This is a genomic window from Bartonella rochalimae ATCC BAA-1498 (assembly GCF_000706645.1).
Taxonomy (GTDB): domain Bacteria; phylum Pseudomonadota; class Alphaproteobacteria; order Rhizobiales; family Rhizobiaceae; genus Bartonella; species Bartonella rochalimae.
Genome location: NZ_KL407338.1, coordinates 15405 through 36208, shown reverse-complemented (window position 1 = coordinate 36208; position 20804 = coordinate 15405). Strand labels below are relative to the sequence as shown.

At 36.1% G+C, this 20804-nt stretch carries 22 protein-coding genes and 1 tRNA gene; 12 read left to right on the top strand and 11 right to left on the bottom strand.

Features of this window, described 5'->3' with window-relative positions; genetic code table 11:
• Positions 1 to 135: 135 nt before the first annotated feature.
• From O99_RS04925 to O99_RS04915, 3 genes are all read right to left on the bottom strand, one after another.
• Complete coding sequence (locus O99_RS04925; RefSeq protein ID WP_035006880.1) at positions 136 to 936, bottom strand: TIGR02186 family protein; 801 nt, start codon at positions 934 to 936, stop codon at positions 136 to 138.
• 2 nt (positions 937 to 938) lie between these two features.
• Positions 939 to 1859, bottom strand: coding sequence for a sulfite exporter TauE/SafE family protein (locus O99_RS04920; RefSeq protein WP_035006878.1), 921 nt, complete (start codon positions 1857 to 1859; stop codon positions 939 to 941).
• A 222-nt stretch (positions 1860 to 2081) separates the two neighbouring features.
• On the bottom strand, positions 2082 to 2738 hold the full coding sequence (locus O99_RS04915; protein WP_051668868.1) for a hypothetical protein: 657 nt from the start codon (positions 2736 to 2738) through the stop codon (positions 2082 to 2084).
• 325 nt (positions 2739 to 3063) lie between these two features.
• Here O99_RS04915 and O99_RS04910 point away from each other — a divergent pair, with 325 nt between their 5' ends.
• The 3 genes from O99_RS04910 to O99_RS04900 are packed head-to-tail and all read left to right on the top strand — an operon-like array spanning position 3064 to position 6455.
• A complete protein-coding gene (locus tag O99_RS04910) occupies positions 3064 to 3810 on the top strand; it encodes an electron transfer flavoprotein subunit beta/FixA family protein (RefSeq protein ID WP_035006877.1) in 747 nt (248 codons plus the stop codon).
• A gap of 50 nt (positions 3811 to 3860) precedes the next feature.
• Positions 3861 to 4790 (top strand): electron transfer flavoprotein subunit alpha/FixB family protein, encoded by a 930-nt coding sequence (locus O99_RS04905; protein WP_035006874.1) that lies wholly within the window; start codon positions 3861 to 3863, stop codon positions 4788 to 4790.
• Positions 4791 to 4793: 3 nt separating this feature from the next.
• Positions 4794 to 6455, top strand: coding sequence for an electron transfer flavoprotein-ubiquinone oxidoreductase (locus tag O99_RS04900; RefSeq protein WP_035006872.1), 1662 nt, complete (start codon positions 4794 to 4796; stop codon positions 6453 to 6455).
• A 277-nt stretch (positions 6456 to 6732) separates the two neighbouring features.
• Here the strand turns inward: O99_RS04900 and O99_RS04895 are convergent, their stop codons facing one another.
• The 7 genes from O99_RS04895 to O99_RS04865 all read right to left on the bottom strand — a co-directional run bounded on the left by O99_RS04895 (position 6733) and on the right by O99_RS04865 (position 12656).
• Entirely contained in the window at positions 6733 to 7920 is a 1188-nt protein-coding gene (locus O99_RS04895) for a flagellin N-terminal helical domain-containing protein (RefSeq protein ID WP_035006870.1), read from the bottom strand.
• 163 nt (positions 7921 to 8083) lie between these two features.
• A complete protein-coding gene (locus O99_RS04890; RefSeq protein WP_035006868.1) occupies positions 8084 to 8866 on the bottom strand; it encodes a pyrroline-5-carboxylate reductase in 783 nt (260 codons plus the stop codon).
• A 267-nt stretch (positions 8867 to 9133) separates the two neighbouring features.
• Entirely contained in the window at positions 9134 to 9379 is a 246-nt protein-coding gene (locus O99_RS04885; RefSeq protein ID WP_035006866.1) for a hypothetical protein, read from the bottom strand.
• Between the two features lie 91 nt (positions 9380 to 9470).
• Entirely contained in the window at positions 9471 to 9842 is a 372-nt protein-coding gene (locus O99_RS04880) for a YraN family protein (RefSeq protein WP_035006865.1), read from the bottom strand.
• Complete coding sequence (gene rsmI, locus O99_RS04875) at positions 9823 to 10731, bottom strand: 16S rRNA (cytidine(1402)-2'-O)-methyltransferase (RefSeq protein WP_035006864.1); 909 nt, start codon at positions 10729 to 10731, stop codon at positions 9823 to 9825. The genes O99_RS04880 and rsmI overlap by 20 nt, the downstream gene beginning before the upstream one ends.
• A gap of 59 nt (positions 10732 to 10790) precedes the next feature.
• The gene (pyrF, locus tag O99_RS04870) at positions 10791 to 11492 is read right to left on the bottom strand and encodes an orotidine-5'-phosphate decarboxylase (protein WP_035006862.1); all 702 of its coding nucleotides are present in this window, start codon (positions 11490 to 11492) and stop codon (positions 10791 to 10793) included.
• Between the two features lie 63 nt (positions 11493 to 11555).
• Positions 11556 to 12656 carry an Mrp/NBP35 family ATP-binding protein gene (locus tag O99_RS04865; protein WP_035006860.1) on the bottom strand — a complete coding sequence of 367 codons (1101 nt, stop codon included), beginning with the start codon at positions 12654 to 12656 and terminating at the stop codon, positions 11556 to 11558.
• Between the two features lie 369 nt (positions 12657 to 13025).
• Between O99_RS04865 and O99_RS04860 the strand changes: the two genes are divergently transcribed.
• The 9 genes from O99_RS04860 (at position 13026) to O99_RS04815 (ending at position 20383) form a co-directional block, all read left to right on the top strand.
• Positions 13026 to 13283 (top strand): hypothetical protein, encoded by a 258-nt coding sequence (locus O99_RS04860; protein ID WP_235692224.1) that lies wholly within the window; start codon positions 13026 to 13028, stop codon positions 13281 to 13283.
• Between the two features lie 420 nt (positions 13284 to 13703).
• Positions 13704 to 13838: a 50S ribosomal protein L34 gene (gene rpmH / locus O99_RS04855; protein ID WP_035006857.1), complete on the top strand. Its 135-nt coding sequence runs from the start codon at positions 13704 to 13706 to the stop codon at positions 13836 to 13838.
• Between the two features lie 104 nt (positions 13839 to 13942).
• Entirely contained in the window at positions 13943 to 14305 is a 363-nt protein-coding gene (rnpA, locus tag O99_RS04850; RefSeq protein ID WP_035006856.1) for a ribonuclease P protein component, read from the top strand.
• Positions 14306 to 14315: 10 nt separating this feature from the next.
• Positions 14316 to 16154: a membrane protein insertase YidC gene (gene yidC / locus O99_RS04845; protein WP_035006854.1), complete on the top strand. Its 1839-nt coding sequence runs from the start codon at positions 14316 to 14318 to the stop codon at positions 16152 to 16154.
• Complete coding sequence (gene yihA / locus O99_RS04840) at positions 16151 to 16795, top strand: ribosome biogenesis GTP-binding protein YihA/YsxC (protein WP_035006852.1); 645 nt, start codon at positions 16151 to 16153, stop codon at positions 16793 to 16795. The genes yidC and yihA overlap by 4 nt, the downstream gene beginning before the upstream one ends.
• Before the next feature lie 133 nt (positions 16796 to 16928).
• Complete coding sequence (locus O99_RS04835; protein ID WP_035006849.1) at positions 16929 to 17621, top strand: glutathione S-transferase family protein; 693 nt, start codon at positions 16929 to 16931, stop codon at positions 17619 to 17621.
• A 560-nt stretch (positions 17622 to 18181) separates the two neighbouring features.
• Positions 18182 to 18988, top strand: a complete 807-nt coding sequence (gene dapB / locus O99_RS04825) for a 4-hydroxy-tetrahydrodipicolinate reductase (protein WP_035006847.1) — start codon at positions 18182 to 18184, stop codon at positions 18986 to 18988.
• A gap of 35 nt (positions 18989 to 19023) precedes the next feature.
• Positions 19024 to 19644 carry a 2,3-bisphosphoglycerate-dependent phosphoglycerate mutase gene (locus O99_RS04820; RefSeq protein WP_035006841.1) on the top strand — a complete coding sequence of 207 codons (621 nt, stop codon included), beginning with the start codon at positions 19024 to 19026 and terminating at the stop codon, positions 19642 to 19644.
• 654 nt (positions 19645 to 20298) lie between these two features.
• Positions 20299 to 20383: transfer RNA gene (locus O99_RS04815), tRNA-Leu, on the top strand.
• A 196-nt stretch (positions 20384 to 20579) separates the two neighbouring features.
• On the opposite strand, the gene O99_RS06985 is transcribed toward O99_RS04815, so the two are convergent.
• Positions 20580 to 20804 (bottom strand): hypothetical protein (locus tag O99_RS06985; RefSeq protein WP_035006840.1); only part of this gene is annotated, 225 nt, incomplete at its 5' end.

Genomic DNA, 20804 nt, shown 5'->3' with positions numbered 1-20804 from the left:
ATCGCATACAAATATTGATTGATGGAAGCATTGTTCAGAAAAAGAAGTTTATATTTAAGCAATAAAATATTATTATCTTTTTTCTTATATCATCATTCAACAGAAAAATTAAACGCCTTACAGTTTTTCTTTATTCTACTCTTTCCGAAAAGCAAAACGGCACAAAAATCCTGTAATGACAGCAACAAGAACAGCAGCTATTCCATACCAAAAGCTGTGTTTGCGTGCTTCATGAAAAATGGTATAGACAACATGTGCTTTAACAATTTCAAGAGTAGTTGTCGCACTACTTACATACTGCCCATCACGGAAAAGGTAAGCATTCACATGATAACGTCCAACAGGAACATTTGCAGGCAATTGAAAATGTGCTGTAAATAAGGAACCAGAACCAAAATAAACACCACCCACTTCTTCATGATAGAGATTTTTAGCTTTCTGCAAATTTATCAACTCACTACGAAAACTTTGTATTTTTTCTTGATCTTTTTCATTGGTTGAAAGAAAAAAATAAGGTAATCCTAGACCTAAACGTTTATAACTCTCAGCATCAGTGATATTCTCTATTTCACGCGTTGTTGCCATTGAATAAAATAGAGGAGCATTTTTAAAAGTTACGGAATCTGCATTAACCCATATTCCTAACTTACGTTTCTTTTCTCTTACAATGATCGATCGAGTTTGCCCTTCTAAACTAACTATAACATCGTAACGATTTTGTTGGCGGAATAACGGATTCATATTTTCCAAAACACCAGCAATATAAAGATCATGACCAGAAAAATTTGCCCCAACTGTAATCGTATTTGTTGTAACAATAATCTGCATAACCTCCTTCTCTTCTGATCCAACTTCCTCACTGCCCTGTGCCTCTATAGAGAAAGAAACAACACAAAACCAGCTTGACATGATAAATAAGAGGAAAAATTTATCCATTATCATCCCATAAGAATAACAAGAGAAAAAAGATTATCAGGGCGTATAAATAACTGGAAAGCTAAGCGCATACACACAATTATAACAAGAAACGCAAGTGCCAGACGTAATTGTTCTGCTTTTAACTTTTGTCCAGTCCTTACTCCGTATTGGGCTCCGATTCCCCCTCCAATCGTAAGTAAAAAAGCTAAAACAATATCAACCGACTGGTTACTTACACTTTGCAGAACGGTGGTAAAAGCTGATACAAATGTCATCTGAAAAAGTGAAGTTCCAACCACCACACTGGTCGGAACGTGTAAAAGATAAATCAGTGCCGGCACTGTAATGAATCCCCCACCAACGCCCATAATGGAAGACAATAACCCTACAACAAAACCAATTCCTAAAACTGGAATAATACTTACATAAATCATCGACGCTTGAAAATAAACTTTAAATGGCAATCGATCGATCCAATTATAATAACGAGGAGAATGAGAAGTGACCTTTTCTTTTTTGCATCGTCGCATCATAGCACATAAACTTTCAACCATCATCAAACTTCCAATACTTCCAAGAAGGAAGACATAAAGAAGTGAAATCATAAAGTCTAACTGCCCTAATTTTCTGAGAAGAGAAAAAACTTGAATACCGACCAAAGATCCAATTCCTCCTCCAATCACCAAAAGAATACCAAGTTTAATGTCAAGAGTACGTTTTTTGAAATGCGTAATTGCTCCCGTTACAGATGACGCAATTACCTGATTAGCTCCTGTTCCAACAGCAATGGTAGGAGGAATATTATAGAAAATCAATAAAGGCGTAATTAAAAAACCACCACCAATTCCAAAAAGACCTGAAAAAAAACCAACGACCGCCCCCATGCTAATTAAAATCAGCATACTCAATGACAATTCAGCAATTGGTAAATAAATACTCACTAATTCAAAATATTCAAAAATTTAAGATTTGTTTTTAATTTTTTCTTTCAATATTTTTTATCTTTATCTTTATAAGACAACTTTGACATCATACATATTGCCGCAAAGATATACATGAGCGTTCATAACACATCTCTTATATTCTTCATGTAACTGAAGAGCAACACACTAAAACTAATAATAGACAAGATTACATAATAACGTAAAAGTATATTCTAAAAACTATTCTTTGAAAGAAAATGCACGCCGAACCCCTGTAAAGAAACCACTTAAGAAGTGAACATCGGATGAATTTTTATCTGTTAGAGAATTTTTCAATGATTCTGTAGAATTCGTTGATAAGGAACTTATATCCTCTTGTTCTGATACATCATCGGTATTTTTTTGTCCTGGCTGCATTTTATCTTTTTTCAAAATATTGGACGTTTCATAAGATTGAGAATTCTTATTTTTTTCACGCACTATATGTGCAAGATAGTACACAACTGCATTAATTGATTGTGAAGAGGATTTACATTGTTTTATGATTGTTTTTTGTAAATTTTCTTTTTCACAAAGAAGAGTTTGAACCAGTATTTTAATTTGCTCTAAATCTTCAAAAAGTTTTTCTTCTTTCTGATTTCGAGCGTAATGCTCAGCCAAAATAGCCCGACTAATTTCATTTAAATAAGACTCTATACTATCATCTACAGGGCCCTGCTTAGCCAACCGATTATGCGCTTTTTTTATCTGCATTTTTTCATAAACATACCGTAACTTAGCAGAAATATCTGACATTCTTATTCCATAAGGTGCTTGTATTTCCTGAATTTTATTAACAGTAGAAGGAGAACAATGTTTATGCTTAACTGGCTTCAGAACATCGTGTTTAATACTCACAGATCCCACCCCTTACCTACATTCAATATGAATCATATTAATTAATGAAAAATGTGACCTATTTTAGTAAATAGAGTTTTAAGAATAGTAAAAAAATTGAAAATAATTGTATAAAATTAAGGAGGCTAAACCTATTTTTATAACCAAATAGAATAAATATTGAGACGAAACAAAAACTATGCGTTAAAAATAGAGAGAAAAATACAAATAAATACAGAGAAGCTTATATAAATAAAAAGAGCTATGATAAAATTCAATTTTAAATGATTTGGTTTCCCATAATTATTACTATAAACTCATAGGCATATAAACAAAGAGGATCATCATGAAAATAATTGTCGCTGTCAAACGTGTTATTGATCACAATATCAAAATACGTGTTAAATCTGATAGCACAGGTGTTGATTTATCCCATGTTAAAATGTCTATGAACCCTTTTGATGAAATCGCTGTAGAAGAGGCAATTCGACAAAAAGAAGCTGGAAAAATTTCAGAAATTATTCTTGTTTCAATTGGGCCAGAGGCAGCGCAAGAAACCTTACGAACAGGACTTGCAATGGGAGCAGATCGCGCTATTCTCGTAAAAACTGATGAAATACTCGAACCCTTAGCAATTGCTAAAACTTTAAAAGTTATTATTCTTGAAGAAAAACCAGATATGGTCTTTTTAGGGAAACAAGCCATTGATGATGAATGCAATCAAACTGGCCAAATGCTCGCAGGCCTTCTTGGTTGGGGACAAGCAACTTTCGCTTCATATTTAAATATAGAAAATGGACAAGCTCAAATCACCCGAGAAGTAGATAACGGCACACAAACTATTTGCCTTCCTCTTCCCATGGTTATGACTGTTGATTTACGGCTTAATGAGCCACGCTATACCTCCCTGCCTAATATTATAAAAGCTAAAAAGAAACCCATTGAACAAAAGGATATTGCTCATCTTTGTGTCGATACGCAAAAGCGTCTCACAACGCTCAGTGTTGAAGAACCCAAACCCCGTCAAGCTGGTATAAAAGTAGCAAATGTCACTGAACTTATTAGTGCACTCAAAAAAACAAATTGCATTTAAAATGCGCTAACAAATGATCAAAAGTAATAACGCATAAAAGGCAACAACTTATGGCAATTCTTTTATTAGCTGAACACAATAATCATTCCTTAGCAGAAGAAACAGCGAAAGCTCTCACTGCTGCTCAATCCATTGGGAATGATATCGACATTCTTGTTTGTGGTATGAAAGTTCATGCTGTTGCAGAACAATGTGCTCAATTGGTTGGCGTTCGACAGGTACTTGTCGCCGAAGCTGACTATTTAGCATATCAATTAGCTGAACCCATGGCAGCGACAATTGTTGAACAAGCACCTGCTTATGACGTGATCATGGCAGCTTCAACAACCACTGGAAAAAATGTCATGCCGCGCGTCGCTGCTCTTCTTGATCTCATGCAAATTTCAGACATTATCGCTGTTGTCTCACCTGATACCTTCAAGCGACCAATATATGCTGGTAATGCTATTGAAACTGTACGTACAAATGATCGTCAAAAAATTATAACAGTGCGTACAGCTTCTTTCCCGCCAACACCTAAAGGAAATGTTGCCCCTATTAAAACAATAATACCAGCTCCTCATCCAAATCTTTCTTTCTTTGTCAAAGAAGAAATAAACAAAAGTGATCGTCCAGATCTTACGTCAGCACGTATTATTGTATCAGGTGGACGAGGTCTCGGTTCGGAAGAACAGTTTAAAGCACTCCTTTTACCGCTTGCAACCAAGCTCGGTGCTGCCTTAGGAGCAAGCCGAGCAGCCGTCGATGCAGGCTATGCCCCTAATGATTGGCAAATCGGACAAACAGGAAAAGTCGTTGCTCCTAAGCTCTATATTGCTATTGGTATCTCTGGTGCTATCCAACATCTAGCGGGAATAATGGATGCGCAAACCATTGTTGCTATTAATAATGATGAGGAAGCACCCATTATGCATATTGCTGATTACGTTCTTGTAGGTGATCTTCATCATATTATTCCTGAACTGGAAAAAGCTTTGTAAATCATGAGTGCAGAGAGACATACCCAGCGTGAAACAATAGAATGCGATATTGTTATCGTAGGTGGAGGGCCAGCAGGACTTTCTGCTGCTATCCGTCTAAAACAGATCAATCCTGAACTTTCTATTATAATACTTGAAAAAAGCACAGAAATCGGAGCACATATTTTGTCAGGAGCAGTGATTGATCCCATTGGAATCGATACACTTTTGCCAGAATGGAGAAACGAACAAAATCACCCTTTCACAACACCGATCAGTAGAGATCAATTTTTTCTACTTACATCAAAAAATGCCCAAATATTTCCCAATATTCTCCGCCCTCCAATTTTATCAAATAATGGATGCTATATTGTTTCGCTCGGAACTGTCTGTCGTTGGCTAAGCAAAAAAGCTGAAGAATTGGGCGTTGAAATTTATCCTGGCTTTCCAGCATCCGATATTCTCTGCAATGATCATGGAGCTGTTATTGGTGTCCTTACATCAGATATGGGTGTTGAAAAAGATGGAACTCCTGGAACAAATTATATACCAGGTACAGCTCTATTGGCAAAATATACCCTCATTGCAGAAGGAGCACGTGGCTCCCTTGCTAAGAAACTTATACAAAAATTTAATCTCAGCAAAGAGAGGGAACCACAAAAATTTGGTCTCGGACTTAAAGAATTATGGGAAATTGATCCTCAAAAGCACAAACTTGGTTTAATTCAACATTTTGCCGGTTGGCCATTGGATAATTATACTGGTGGTGGAGGCTTCCTCTACCACCAAGCAGAAAATTTGGTTTCTGTTGGTTTTGTTGTGCATTTGGATTATAAAAATCCTTATCTCTCTCCTTTTGAAGAGTTTCAACGTTTTAAAACGCATCCTAAACTCTATGAGCTTTTTAAAGGTGCAAAACGTCTTGCTTATGGTGCTCGCACCATCAGTGAAGGAGGATGGCAATCTGTTCCAAAACTCACCTTTCCTGGTGGAGCGCTGATTGGCTGTTCTGCCGGTTTCGTCAATGTACCCCGTATCAAAGGTTCACATAATGCTATATTATCTGGGATATTAGCAGCTGAAAAAATCGCCACAGCTCTTACCCAAGATCGGGCCCATGATGAAGTTACAGAAATTGAAGATCACTGGCGCAAAGGTCCTATTGGCAAAGATCTTTATACAGTCCGGAATGTTAAACCACTCTGGACAAAATACGGGACAAAATATGGTATCATGCTAGCGGGTCTTGATTTATGGTGGCAACAATTTTTCGGTTTTTCTTTATTTAAAACACTTCCTCATGGAAAAGAAGACTATGCATATCTTGAACCCGAAGAAAAATTTTATCCTATTGCTTATCCTAAACCAGATGGTATTGTAACCTTTGATCGTCTTTCTAGTGTCGCTCTTTCAAATACACACCACGAAAAGAACCAACCTTGCCATCTCAAAATAATTTCCATAGAAAAACAAAAAAACTCTGAATATGCAATCTATGGAGGTCCTTCAACACGCTACTGTCCTGCCGCCGTCTATGAATGGATTAAACAGGATGATCATGAAACTTATATGATCAATGCTTCAAACTGCATACATTGCAAAACTTGCGATATAAAAGATCCTAATCAAAATATCCATTGGACCTGTCCACAGGGAAATGAAGGACCTATTTATAAAAATATGTAATGAAAGATCTCTGCCAGAAAAATTGGATATTCTAAATTCAATTAAGAATGCATTTTATTCAAAAAAATTCTTAATATTTTTAATAGTGCAAGATTGATAAACTCAATTCCTAAAACAAAGCGAATAACATTGTACATCATATCTTCAAATATAAGCTTTAGATAAGTGCTCGTAATCAACCCAACTTCATTATTGTCTCTCTTTAAAAGACATAAAAAAGGCCATGCAGTGCATGGCCTTTCTACTCTACATTTACTAAACTCTACTCAATGAATTACTAATTACGAAACAAAGCTAAAATATTCTGACTTCCTTGATTAGCTATGGAAAGAGCCTGAATACCAAGCTGTTGCTGAACTTGCAAAGCAGCCAATTTAGCAGATTCTGCATTCATATCAGCATCAACAAGTGCACCAATACCTACTTCAATATTATCAAGCAACTTTTTAACAAAGTTTAACTGAATATTCACCAAATTAACAGCAGCTCCAATTTTAGAACCTGCAGTCAAAGTTACATTAACTGCATCACGCACTGTATTCTGAACGCTCGTCAAAATCATACGTTGTATATCTGAGTGCAACTCACCCAGACCTTTCAATCCAGTAAAATCAGCTAAAGTCATACCACGAAGCACACTTTGGAATACACCTTTTGCTTTATCGTATTCTTTTTTGCCCTCACCCACCTTCTTATCAGCGTCTTCTACAGCCTTTTTAGCCTCTTGTACAGCATTTTTAGCAGCCTCATCCTCAGGATTGGCAGCAAGCACAGCTTCTGCCTTAGCAAGAGCAGTCTTTGCCTTCACTGCAACATCTTCTAATTCCTTAAACTTAGTATGCGCAGTACCGAAGGTTTCAATTCCCTTCTCAATGGCATCTCCTTCACTGGTTCCAAAGATACCTGACAAGACACCTTGAGTCATATCAATCGCACCATCAGGACCAATAACACCAAAATTCAATTCTGGACCACCAACATCAATCATATCAACATAAACAGCGGTACCTTCACGACGATACCCTCCTGCCATACCAACAGTCTGACCTCCATTGGAGAGAATATTCTTTCCACCAAAAGAAGCTGATTGAACTGCATTAGAAATATTTTTCATATTTCCTATAACAGAGTCTTGAATCTTAGAAATGTCATCGCTACCCTTTTCACGAGCAGAAACCATTGATTTTTGAATATCATCAAGAGCTTCTTTGGTAAGACCAATTGCTGTATCAGCAATACCAACTTGTTCTTTACCCAGATTAATTGCATCTACAATAGCACTCATCGTGTTACTGTCATGTCTCATCATTGATGAAATCGACCAATATGCAGTGTTTTCAGAAGCATTGTTGATACGCAATCCTGTCGAAACGCGATCTTTCGAGCGATCTAAGTTAGCATCAATGTTACGTAAAGTTTGCAATGCAGTCATTGCAGATTTATTTGTAAGTAAACTTGTACCCATAATATCGTCCCCATAACGAAAAAATAAAAAAGGGACATGCTGTTCTACGCAGCGAGTGACAGAGCGACATCATGCCTATTGAATAAATAAAATAGAATTCAACCTATCACTGCGGCTATTGGTATCAAATAAAAAATGATTAATCAAGTTTTTATTGAGTTTATCAACAAGCTTTTATTTTTTGCAAAGTTTTCTCAAGAGCCATTGTTAAAGCATGTTGCCCACCATGATGAGAAAAGCAATTTGATAAAAATTCATTGGTTCCTCCTTTCGTTGAAAACTCTCTTTCAAAGGAAGAAAAATTAACAGCTGTTGAATGATTGTCTTCTATTTGCTTGCGCATTTCATCGGAAAGATTACCAAACATCATGGCAAGAAAATTTGCTGAATAAAGCGGATCTAATCCCTTGTTTACCAACCACTGATGCGCTGTTTCTATAAAATTAAAATAAACCCCCATCAATGAGCCTGCCGTCATGAAAAGATTAAACTGATTTTCTTCATGAAGGACGAGCGCGCGCCCTAACGCATTAAACATCGTGCGTAAAAACGGATGGTCCGGATAGAATGGCGTTACATTTTTGCATTCTGCAATAAAAGGCAAAGGAACAGCACGATAAACTTTATGATTGATCCATTCCTCAACTTCTGCCATTGGCGCCATCGCAAGAACAGACACAACAAGCTGATTCGAACGAAAAGAAAGACTACGTAAAACCTCTTCTGCAACTTGATTGGGCAAACACAGAAAAACACAATCACTCACGTCCAATAATTTTTGGTTATTTTCTGCAATTGTCACCTTCTCATACATACGCGCAAGATGCTTTGCCCTCTGTGCATTACGCGGAGAAACGATAATTGACTGTACATCAAAAGTGCTTGCCATTAAACCATCCACCATTGCAGCACTAATTGTACCTGTCCCAAGAAAACCAATTCTCATTTCTATTTCTCATCCTCGTCATCATAAATAAAGCTTATTACTACCCAAGATTCACGCAAAGTTCTTTCCAATAAAAATAGATCATTTCTTCGAAAACAAACTTTGTTCTATAAAAACCTCTATAGCTTAATCTAAACATTAGAGCGTGATGAAAAATGAACATACTCTTTTTCTGTTCCTATCTTTAAAAATCTCTTATCTGTGTATACAATGCATCCTAACAGATAGGCGAGCATACACATAAAAATCACTTTAGCGTGATCTGTTTCATTGAATATAATAGCCAATAGAAGCAGCAACAGATAAAATAGCAAGAATAATCATTCCTAAATAAATTTTAGGTTTATCTAATAAAATTGAAAAAGCAGAAAACCAACCAATAATAGCCGCCAATAATGCAAACAAAAAGCCCGGTTTATTCATAGCCACAATATGCGCTGCTATTAAACCACTAATAATCAGCATTCCAAAAACAACGAGTAATCCCGTTGCAAACTTTTCATAATCATCCATACTTGTCCTCATCTTGAGAAATATCTCTTCTTCTCTCTCAGTCTATAGGCATATAAGACAGAATAGCTTTGGCAACTATGGTGAAATATATTTATTGAGAAGGCTCAAAAAATGCCGGCACATGATGAGGCCAACACCATGGCAAAATTGCAATCAAATCAAAACGCACACATAAAAGGGAATGATCCTTTTGTTGAGCAAGCCAAATATCAGCTGTCGCCTCAATACGCTTTTCACTTGTTCGACAAACAGCAGTCATTGCTTCAGCCAATGTTGAACGTGCTTTAACTTCAACAATTAAAACAAGATTTCCACGTCTTGCTATTAAATCAATTTCACCACATTTTGTTTTAAAACGCCTTTGAACAATACGAAATCCTTTCAAACGCAACCACCAAGCTGCCAATTTTTCTGCACGAATACCCCAATAAAAAGAGACTCGTCTACGTTTTTGTTGATTCATCTCTTTTTCCCTTTAAAAGAGTTAAACGCTGAAAAAGTTCCTGTTTTTTATACCCTGTTTTTTTTGCAGCTAAAGCAGCCGCTTTGGCTGCAGGATGAACACCTGCTAAGTCTAGCAATATCTTATCAATTTCATGAGGGCTTATTGCTTCGAAAGAATTGGTTTCTTCTCCAACCAGTACAACAATTTCCCCACGAATACGATCTTTCTTTTGATAGTTTTCAACTAAATTTCCTAAAGTAGAAACATCCACTGTTTCAAATTTTTTGGTTAATTCACGACATATGGCCGCTGGACGATCAGCTGTAAAAATAAGAACCATATCTTGTAACGCTTCTAAAAGGCGGTGAGGCGATTCATAAAAAACTAAAGTTGCAGGCACAGCCTTTAATTGTTCTAACTGCTTCTGACGTTGCGTTTTTTTTGTACTCAAAAAGCCTGCAAAGAAAAAACTGTCCGTAGGAAGACCTGTCGTTATAAGCGCTGCTAAAAGAGCTGATGCACCAGGAATCGGAATAATTTTATGACCTGCTTTCCGTGCTTCTTCTACCAATCTAAATCCAGGATCAGAAATAAGAGGAGTTCCAGCATCTGATACAAGTGCCACCGTTTTATTTTCTGCCAACGCTGCTAACAACTTCAATCGTGCTTTTTGTGCATTATGCTCATGATAAAGAAAGAGTTTTCTCTGAATACCATAATGATCCAATAAAATACGCGTTACTCGTGTATCTTCACAAGCTAAAAGATCAACTCCTGCAAGAACTTGTAAAGCACGAATGGTTATATCTGCAAGATTGCCAATAGGGGTTGCTACCAAATAAAGCCCTTGTTCCATAACAGGTGCAGAATAAGCGTGAGAACCTATAAAATACGCCTTTTCACTCATGCTCTTCCTTTATCCTAGCCTAGGTCTTCTCTTATTCTACAAGATTACACCGATAGCTTTCACTGATGATGACCAGCCATTTCTGCTAAAATTGCTTTAGCGGCAGCTAAAGGATTAATCGCCTGAACAATCGGCCGTGCTACCACAAGATGGCTTGCACCAGCATCTAATGCTTCCCTCGGAGTCATCACACGTTTTTGATCACCCTTATCACTTCCTGCAGGACGAATCCCTGGCGTTACTAAGGCCATATCAGTTCCAATAATCTTCCGCAAATTGGCTGCTTCACGGGCTGATGCAACAATTCCACCCATCCCTGCTTCTCGAGCTTGTTCAGCTCTTTTAACTGTCAAATCTGCTATATTCTCTTTATAACCGGCATTTTTCAGATCAACTTCATCCATTGATGTCAATACCGTCACCCCCAACAAACATAAGTCACTTCCTTGAGCAGCTGAAACAGCTGCTTGCATAGCTGTTGGATAAGCATGAATCGTTAGCATTGAAACGCCCAATTTTGCAATATTTTCTACAGCTTTCGCAATCGTATAATCAATATCTAGGAGTTTCATATCAAAAAAGACTTTTTTTCGCGCTTGAATAAGATCTCTAACGAATTCCATCCCTCCAGAAAAAACAAATTGATAACCAATTTTATAAAAACTGATATAATCACCTAATTGTGTAACTACTTTTTCTGCTTGCTTCATATCTGGAACATCTAACCCAACAATAAGACGTCCATCCACTGTCGCTTTCATAAAAATACTCCCTTAGGTTTCATCATTATTCGGTCTCAATGAACCATACGAAAAAATAAAAATTCAAGAAAGTTTATCTTTCACCTGGTGAATTATTGTACGATAAAGTTGGGCATGTTCTCCTCCAGGATCAGCAACAAAAATGGGCACCCCATCATCTGAAGAAGATCGTAAAACTGGATCAAGTGGTACTTCTGCCAAAAAAGGAATTCCCCGACTTTCTGCTTCTGATCGTGCTCCACCATAACCGAAAATATCATAGCGTCTTCCAGTATCAGGAGCAATAAAATAACTCATATTCTCAATAACCCCTAAAATAGGAACTTCAACTTTCATAAACATTTCTATAGCCTTACGCGCATCAATCAAAGCCAAATCTTGTGGAGTCGAAACAATCAATGCCCCTGTTAACTGAACCTGTTGAACAAGCGTTAATTGCGTATCTCCTGTCCCTGGAGGCATATCAACTACCAAAACATCAAGAGGCCCCCATAAAACATCTCTCAGTAATTGAGTTACCGCAGCCATTACCATAGGCCCACGCCATACTATCGGTTTTTCTTCTTCAATCAAAAAACCCATCGACATTAATTTGAGACCAAATTTTTCAAGAGGTTGTAGCTTTTTACCATGAATCATTTCTGGTTGTTGATTAACAAGTCCTGTCAAACGTGGCAGAGAGGGACCATAAATATCTGCATCCATTAACCCCGTTTTAAAACCAGCATCTTGTAAAGCTAATGCAATATTCATCGCCATTATAGATTTACCAACGCCTCCTTTTCCAGAAGCAACTGCAAGGACATGTCGCACACCTTCTATCGGTGTTTTCCTGAGTAAAGCACCACCTACTTTACGTTTTGGCCCATGAACAGTTGTATTTTTATTGACCTGAGAAGAAAATGTCTTCGATTTTTTTTCTGCTGTAAGCGTAACTATAACGCTTTTAACGCCTTCCATAGCAGACACAACTTCTTCAGCAGTACAACGCAATGATTCAAATTCCTGCAGACATCCATCAGGAACAGTAATCGAAAAGAAGACCTTTCCATCAACAATAAATATTTCTGAAAGAAGTCCTAATGATACAATATCACTCTCAAAATTAGGGCCTTTAACTTTATGTAATTCTTTGCGGATTGCCTCGCGTGTAATAGAAACCACGCTCTTTCCTCTCTGTACAAATGCTAGATAATACGGCAATAAGGATGAAAAATTTTCAAATTAACCGCCTACCTAATTTCTCTCTTATTAAAAACAATGATACTGTATTCAAAAGCACAATGCATCCGATAATTTGAAAACAAACAATTTTAAAATATAAAACTATGAAAAATAAAATCCTTCTTTCTTAATACAAAAACAATACAGAATTTATCTTACATTTCAATTATTTCAATTTTTCATTATCATATAAAAACGAAGATAAATTAATGATAGGATAATTGATCATTTTCTTTGATCATATTCTAATGTGTTACATTTTAATTATATTGTCCTACAGAACGTAGGAGTGAAATCACTGAAACAACAGTGAACTTTCCCATTGATGATGGACTAAAAAATAAATTTTCCAAAGCAGCAAAAGCATATGATAGATCTGATGTACAACTGTTGCGAGATTACATGCGTGATATTGTAAAAGAACAAAAAGAAAAAAGTGCACATAATTTATGGTTTAGAAAACAGGTGCAACTTAGAATAAATTCTGCTAATGCAGGCCCTATAATATCTTCTGAAGGCTTCAAAGCAGAAGCAGAAAAATGGTGCCTAGCAACCAAAGTAAACTAAATAGAAATAAATAATCTATGAAGCTTATTTGGACACAAAGAGCATATGCTGATCGCAAAAAGATACGTCAATAAGAGCACAAGATAATCTTTCTGCTGCTTAAAATTTGATAAACTTTTATCTGAAAAAGTAGAAAAACTTGTTAAACTCTCGACTCTTGGTCGTTTAGGACGCATTATAAATGCACGTGAATTTATTGCATATCCAAATTATATCATCATTTTCTCGATAAAACAACGAACTCAATGCACATTCAATAACAGTTTGTTTTCACATTTCTAACAAAGACTCTACAATTGACTTTTTTCATGTTTTCTTTTATTGAAAACGGTGTTCACTTTAGAAATTTTTGATAAATGAATTTATTTATCAAGTATATAATAGAACCAAGAAGGGCCGTACACCACGGTATTTAAATAAATGAAACGTACTTACCAACCCTCTAAGCTTATTCGTAAACGTCGTCATGGTTTCCGTGCTCGTATGGCAACCGTTAGTGGACGTAAAATTATTGCAGCTCGGCGTGCTCGTGGTCGCAAGCGGCTATCTGCTTAATTATCAATTTCACCAATGAACCAGAATATTTGCTTTTGTATATAAAGATCAAATATACAGATTTATAGAATAAGCATTTAGCAAAACTGCAAAGAATCTTTTATATGAAACAAAAGCACCCTTGTCGCATTCGCAAGAGAGTAGATTTTTTGGCTGCACGCACAGGAGAAAAGCGGCGTGGTCCTTTGTTTTTACTTGAAATAAAGCCCCGTGAACAAACAGCAAAAACCAAAGGTCCTCTTACCGCACGTGTAGGCTTTGCTGTCACACGAAAAAATGGCAACGCTGTCCAACGTAATCGTATTAAAAGACGTCTGCGCGAAGCTGTTCGAGTTGGACTAGTAAATGAGATGGAAGCAGGAACTGATTATGTTATTATTGGCCATCGTAATGTTCTCCATGCACCTTTCACATCTCTCATTAATGAATTAAGCCGACGAATAAAACGAAAAACACAACGGCAGTAGGATAATATAGATGGAATATAATCGTAATTTTTTTATCGCCATTGGGCTATCTTTTGTGGTTTTCGTTGCATGGCATTTTTTGTACATTGTTCCTCAACAAGCAAAATTACAAGAATCAAAAATAACTACACAAAAATTATCAAACCATAATGCAGCACTTCCCACAAATGATCCATATTTTTCTCATAATGCATCGACAAATGACACAGTACCTGTAGCCAATCGTCCTATAACACCTGAAATCCGTAAAGCAGAATTAGCCAAAACAAACCGTGTTTTGATCAAAACCAATGAACTTGAAGGCTCTATTAATCTTGTTGGTGGGAAATTTGACGATCTTCTGCTCAAAAAATATCGCCTCAAAGTAGATAAAAAATCACCTGAAATTATTCTGTTGAATCCTAACGGGCTTCCAACAACTTATTTTGCTGAATTCGGTTTTACGAGTTCATCCTTACCAGCACAGGCCTTGCCACAATCCAATACAAAATGGCAACTTGAAGGTGATAATACAACATTAACACCCTCAACACCCATCACCTTAGTCTATAATAATGGACAGGGACAAATTTTTCACCGCACTTTTTCAGTCGATGAACATTACATGTTTACCATTAAAGATTCTATTAGCAATGAAAGTAATAGCCCTGTATATCTTTCGTCTTATGCTCGAATTGCACGCGCTGCCCCACCAGAAGATACAAATGCAACCTATTTACTTCATGAAGGTATGATTGGTATTGCCGGTGACTCGCTTAAAACTGAAAAATATACAGCTTTAGCAGAACTTAGCCCTAATCCTCAAAATGGTCAGAAAAGTGTGATTTTCCCTAACATTACAAGAGGGTGGATTGGTATAACCGATAAATACTGGGCTGTAGCAGTTATTCCTCCACAAGACACAGAATATACAAGCCGTTTTGTTTATTTTGATCGATTAAATACCCATTATCAATCTGATCTGCAAAGTGCGCTCTTAACAGTTCCACCCCATGAAACAAAAACCATTACCAACCGTCTTTTTGCTGGTGCAAAGCGAGTTGAAATCATTAATCACTATCAAAATCAATTAAAAATTAATAAATTTAGTCTTCTCATTGACTGGGGTTGGTTCGATTTCATTACCAAACCGATGTTTGCTCTTATTGACATACTTTATAAATATACAGAAAATTTTGGGGTTGCTATCCTTCTTATCACAGTACTTTTAAAGATACTTTTATTCCCACTTGCTCATAAATCTTATAAGTCTATAGCACGTCTAAAACTTATACAGCCAATGATGCTAGAAATTAAAGAAAAGTACGCAGATGATCGGAATAAACAACAACAAGCAATCATAGAATTGTATAAAACTAAAAAAATTAATCCTTTTGCAGGTTGCTGGCCCATACTGATTCAATTCCCTATATTTTTTGCTCTCTATAAAGTTCTTTATATTACCATTGAAATGCGACATGCACCTTTCTTTGGGTGGATTCAAGACTTAGCAGCACCTGATCCAACTTCTATTTTTAATTTATTTGGCTTATTGCCTTATGCTGTACCAACATTTCTTATTCTAGGAGCATGGCCTTTAATTATGGGGATAACAATGTTCCTACAAATGCAGATGAATCCGCTTCCTCAAGATCCAACACAAGTTATCGTTTTTAGATGGATGCCGATTATCTTCACCATTATGCTTGCTTCTTTCCCAGCTGGCCTTGTCATCTATTGGGCATGGAACAATATATTATCAATTATTCAGCAAAGTATCATCATGAAATGTCAAGGCGTCAAAATTGAATTTTTTGATAATCTGAAAGCTATTGTGCAAAAAGATTCTAAAAAAGAAATAAACAAATGACGCAATATCCTGACCTTTCTGGACTTTTTGTCCGCAATTGGATTTTCATTCGTGGTGTACCTACAATGAAATTTCTACCACCCGAAGGACCACCAGAAATTGCATTTGCAGGACGCTCCAATGTTGGAAAATCTTCTCTTATCAATGCATTAGTTCAACAAAAAAATTTAGCGCGTACGTCTAATACACCAGGACGTACCCAAGAATTAAATTACTTCATACCCGATGGTTTTAATGAACAAACACACAATCTTCCTCCTGTAGCATTTGTAGATATGCCAGGTTATGGTTTTGCTGAAGCTCCAAAAAATCTCATTAATGCATGGACACATTTAATTTTTGACTATTTACGCGGTCGTACAACACTCAAACGTGTTTATGTTTTGATTGATTCACGTCATGGAATAAAAAAAAACGATACTGACACCCTTAATCTCCTTGACAAAGCAGCGGTCTCTTATCAAATTGTTTTAACAAAAAGTGATAAAATAAAATTCAATACGCTTGAAGCTTTAATAACAATGACAAAAACCAAACTTCTTAAACATCCAGCAGCTTATCCTGAAATTCTAGTAACTTCAGCGGAAAAAGCTTCTGGTTTAGAAGAATTACGCGCAGCTATTATACAAGCCATTACATAACAATATATCTTTAATCAATGTATTATAAATATAGCTAGTAATGGTTAATAGTCTTGCGCTTATAGCCAAACGTTTTTATAAAAATATTTTATTATTTGAAAGAATCCATCGACTTTATCTGATCGTATAAATTATGCTAACACTTTTCCATTATCCTCTCTCTTCTGCTTCCCGTTTTATACGCATTGTTCTTGAAGAATATGTTGTGGCTACTCAACTCATTGAAGAACATGAATGGGCAAGGAGGAGTGAGTTTCTTGCACTTAATCCAGCAGGACATTTACCAGTCCTTCTTGCTGAACGTGAAGTTCCATTATCAGGTGCCATTGTAATCTACGAGTATTTAGACGAAACACGTGGTAGTTTACGGCAAGAAAAGAGATTTTTCCCCGAAACTTCTTTAGAGCGAGCCGAAGTACGCCGCCTTGTTGAGTGGTTTTTAAACAAATTTGAAAATGAAGCGACCCGCCATATTGTACGAGAACGAATCTATAAACGTGAAATGCCATTAACTCTTGGTGGTGGAGCACCTAACTCGCAAATTTTACGCAATGCTCGCGCTAATATTCCGTCACATATGAATTACCTAGAGTGGCTTTGTGCATCCCGTGATTGGCTCGCTGGATCTGAACTATCTTATGCCGATTTAGCAGCTGCAGCTTCTATTTCAGTACTTGACTTTTTAGCAGAAATTGACTGGAAACTTTTTCCTGCAGCTCGTGAATGGTATACGCGAATTAAATCTCGTCCTTCTTTTCGACCTCTTTTAATGGATCGCATTCGGGGAATTGCGCCTAGTTCTCATTATACTGATCTCGACTTTTAACTAGAAGCATATAGTCTAATCTTTTATTAAAAGTGATATCTATTGAACCATTGCATACCATTCTTAAAAACTGCTTTCATATAAAGAAAGTTTTTCTTCAATTTTCCAACAAAAGCGCTTATGAAAACAACAGTATAAATCAAATCAATCATTGAAAAACATATATTCATTATTAACGAGAGATTACTTTCTCGCTTAGATCCGTTGTAATACATAAATATTCTATCCGCTTTAAACAATCCTATACCTTTTATGCAAAGCTTATCTCTGAAACTCTCATCATTGTTTCACTACCATTCTTTCTAAAAAGATTGGAAACTTCTATCTCTTTAATATCAAATGAAGATTCCCTTTTTTAAAAGGAAATAATAATCTTTCAAAAGCAAATTTAGGGTATCATTATAACAACTAAAATAACAAAATAAGAGAAAAAATAACTCAGCAATCTGTAATAAAACACTATATAAAGATGTTTCCTTATCCTTATATAAATAAAAAAACAGTTGAAAAAAAGAAACTTTGCCTATAATTTAAAAGTAGAATATTATAAGGAGAAAAATATGCGCCTTGCAGTCGTTGGTGCTAATGGAAAAATGGGAAGAGAACTGATTACAGCGCTCCAAGGTAGGCAAGATGTAAAACTGAGTGCTGCAATTGTACGCAAAGGATCACCTTTTGTAGGAAAAGATGCGAGCATATTGATTGGTTCAAACTCACTGAACATTCGCATCACTGATGATTTTGAAGAGGCCTTTTCTAAGGCAGAGTGTATTTTAGATTTTTCTCAACCAGCAGCTACTATCATTTATGCAGATTATGCAGCCCAAAAAGGTCTTATCCACATTATTGGAACGACTGGATTTAATAAAAAAGAGGAAGAACAAATTGCTGCCTTTGCAGAACACACAACCATTGTCAAATCTGGAAATATGAGTTTTGGCATTAATCTTTTAGCCAATCTTGTAAAGAAAGCAGCTAAAGCGTTAGAGGCTGACGATTTTGATATTGAAATTTATGAAATGCATCATGCTGAAAAAGTTGATGCTCCCTCTGGGACTGCCATTCTTCTTGGCGATGCAGCAGCTAAAGGACGCAATGTTACACTTAAAGATGTCAGTATTAGCGAACGCAATGGCTATACAGGTAAACGTAAAAAAGGCACTATTGGCTTTATCTGCTCACGAGGAGGAACAGTTATTGGCGATCACAGTGTTACTTTTGCAGGTTTAAATGAACGCATTGTTCTTTCACACTTTGCGCAAAAACGTTCTATTTTTGCTCATGGTGCATTAAAAGCAGCGCTATGGGCAAAAGAACGTAAAAATGGCCTTTATTCAATGCTTGATGTTCTAGGATTAAAAGATTAATTTTCATAATCAACAATCATTATAGGAATTTCAACGTGGGGCGCACACTTGTATTAATTCGTCACGGACAAAGCGAATGGAACCTAGAAAATCGCTTCACTGGCTGGAAAAATCCAACGTTGACAGAAAAAGGCAATAAAGAAGCAATAACAGCAGGGAAAAATTTAAAAGCAGCCGGATTTAAATTTGATACTGCTTATACATCTGTCTTACAGCGTGCTCAAAAAACTGCAGAGCATATTTTAGAACAATTAGGGCAATCAAATCTTCACTTAGTGAAAAATACAGCATTGAATGAACGAGATTACGGTGATTTGTCCGGCTTGAATAAAGATGAAGCACGTCAAAAATGGGGAGACGAACAAGTGCGCATCTGGCGTCGTTCTTACACGATTGCTCCCCCTAATGGAGAAAGTTTGCGCGATACTGGTGCACGTGTTTGGCCCTATTATCTTCATCATATTCAACCTCATATTTTACGTTCTCAAACTGTTCTTATCGTAGCACACGGTAATTCTCTTCGTGCTCTTATTATGGCACTTGAAGGTCTCAATAATGAAGAAATCATGTTGCAGGAATTAGAAACCGGAATTCCTATTATTTATGAATTCAATAGTGATTCAACAATTAAATCAAAAGAAATCATTATGCTTTAAACTCCTAAAATGCATATAGAGAAAATTCTTTCAAATGAATATGTCCAATAACAGCTCTCTCCATGACTATAAAAAATATAAACCTTACTTTTAAAAACCGTAGCCATCGTTTTTAAATAATGAACTTGGAGTATTTTCGTTTCTGACACACTTCTTTGGTTTTCTTAATAATTTTTGTAATTTGTCTCGCTTTATTGAATGATATGCTAATATTTTGAGCAAATCCCTATAATTGTTATCAATTACTTTAGACTTGCTTAGTGAAAGAGAGGTTTGATTTGACCTATAAAATCCTAAAAGGGTTTGTAAAATAAAGAATCGAAACTTAAAATTTCTAGATCAATATCTCCTAATATATTAAGAATACCTTGTACCGATTTCCAAAGCATTTCTAGTACTTTTCTGCACAGCTTCATTCTTCTTGATACCCTTGAAGAATTTGATTTCTGAAGTAGAAGCAGGTCTCTATTTTAGAATTCATGAAATACATATCTTTCAATTCATTTTTACAAGAACACTAAAATATAAGAGATCTAAAAAAGTATATAAAGTTACCCCAAGAGACTGCAAATGAAACTATTTTTGAAAGATTTGACAAAATTTAAGTGCAATGACATTGACAGAAGAATTTCATAACCTTAGATGAATTTTATAGCCCAAATGGCGGAATTGGTAGACGCGCAGGTTTCAGGTACCTGTGCCGCAAGGCGTGGAGGTTCGAATCCTCTTTTGGGCACCATGTGCTTTTTAGCAACATATAACTTATTGTTTTTACTAATTTTAAGGGATGCAAACAAGATTTCGCAATACCTTTTGATAAAGCATATTATAAATCAATTTTTATTTAAAGAATTATTACGCTTTAGATTATTAAAATCGAAATAAATAAAAGTATTTGCCCCCCATGAATACAAAAAATGTAGGATTTTACATTTTTACCTGAAACAAGAAGGCATTTTTACTTTGAAATTACCAACTCTGCGTTCTCTATTTGCCGATACGTTGGCATTTCTCTCAGCTTGACTAGAAATTTTTACTCCGTTTTCACTATATTCTCGTCTCAGAAAACTAACATAATTATCAATTTCTTTAAAAAGACTGGAATCGTCTTCAACTTGGTACTTTTCCTTTAATCGAGCTTTTAAAGACTTAACAATATA

Bases quoted from the DNA above. Each gene is read 5' to 3' on its own strand.
- O99_RS04835 (WP_035006849.1), top strand. From the start codon at position 16,929: ATGCTAACACTTTTCCATTATCCTCTCTCTTCTGCTTCCCGTTTTATA.
- rnpA (WP_035006856.1), top strand. From the start codon at position 13,943: ATGAAACAAAAGCACCCTTGTCGCATTCGCAAGAGAGTAGATTTTTTG.
- O99_RS04895 (WP_035006870.1), bottom strand. From the start codon at position 7,920: ATGGGTACAAGTTTACTTACAAATAAATCTGCAATGACTGCATTGCAA.
- rsmI (WP_035006864.1), bottom strand. From the start codon at position 10,731: ATGAGTGAAAAGGCGTATTTTATAGGTTCTCACGCTTATTCTGCACCT.
- O99_RS04905 (WP_035006874.1), top strand. From the start codon at position 3,861: ATGGCAATTCTTTTATTAGCTGAACACAATAATCATTCCTTAGCAGAA.
- O99_RS04885 (WP_035006866.1), bottom strand. From the start codon at position 9,379: ATGGATGATTATGAAAAGTTTGCAACGGGATTACTCGTTGTTTTTGGA.
- O99_RS04890 (WP_035006868.1), bottom strand. From the start codon at position 8,866: ATGAGAATTGGTTTTCTTGGGACAGGTACAATTAGTGCTGCAATGGTG.
- dapB (WP_035006847.1), top strand. From the start codon at position 18,182: ATGCGCCTTGCAGTCGTTGGTGCTAATGGAAAAATGGGAAGAGAACTG.
- yidC (WP_035006854.1), top strand. From the start codon at position 14,316: ATGGAATATAATCGTAATTTTTTTATCGCCATTGGGCTATCTTTTGTG.
- O99_RS04900 (WP_035006872.1), top strand. From the start codon at position 4,794: ATGAGTGCAGAGAGACATACCCAGCGTGAAACAATAGAATGCGATATT.
- O99_RS04880 (WP_035006865.1), bottom strand. From the start codon at position 9,842: ATGAATCAACAAAAACGTAGACGAGTCTCTTTTTATTGGGGTATTCGT.
- pyrF (WP_035006862.1), bottom strand. From the start codon at position 11,492: ATGAAAGCGACAGTGGATGGACGTCTTATTGTTGGGTTAGATGTTCCA.
- O99_RS04910 (WP_035006877.1), top strand. From the start codon at position 3,064: ATGAAAATAATTGTCGCTGTCAAACGTGTTATTGATCACAATATCAAA.
- yihA (WP_035006852.1), top strand. From the start codon at position 16,151: ATGACGCAATATCCTGACCTTTCTGGACTTTTTGTCCGCAATTGGATT.
- O99_RS04925 (WP_035006880.1), bottom strand. From the start codon at position 936: ATGGATAAATTTTTCCTCTTATTTATCATGTCAAGCTGGTTTTGTGTT.
- rpmH (WP_035006857.1), top strand. From the start codon at position 13,704: ATGAAACGTACTTACCAACCCTCTAAGCTTATTCGTAAACGTCGTCAT.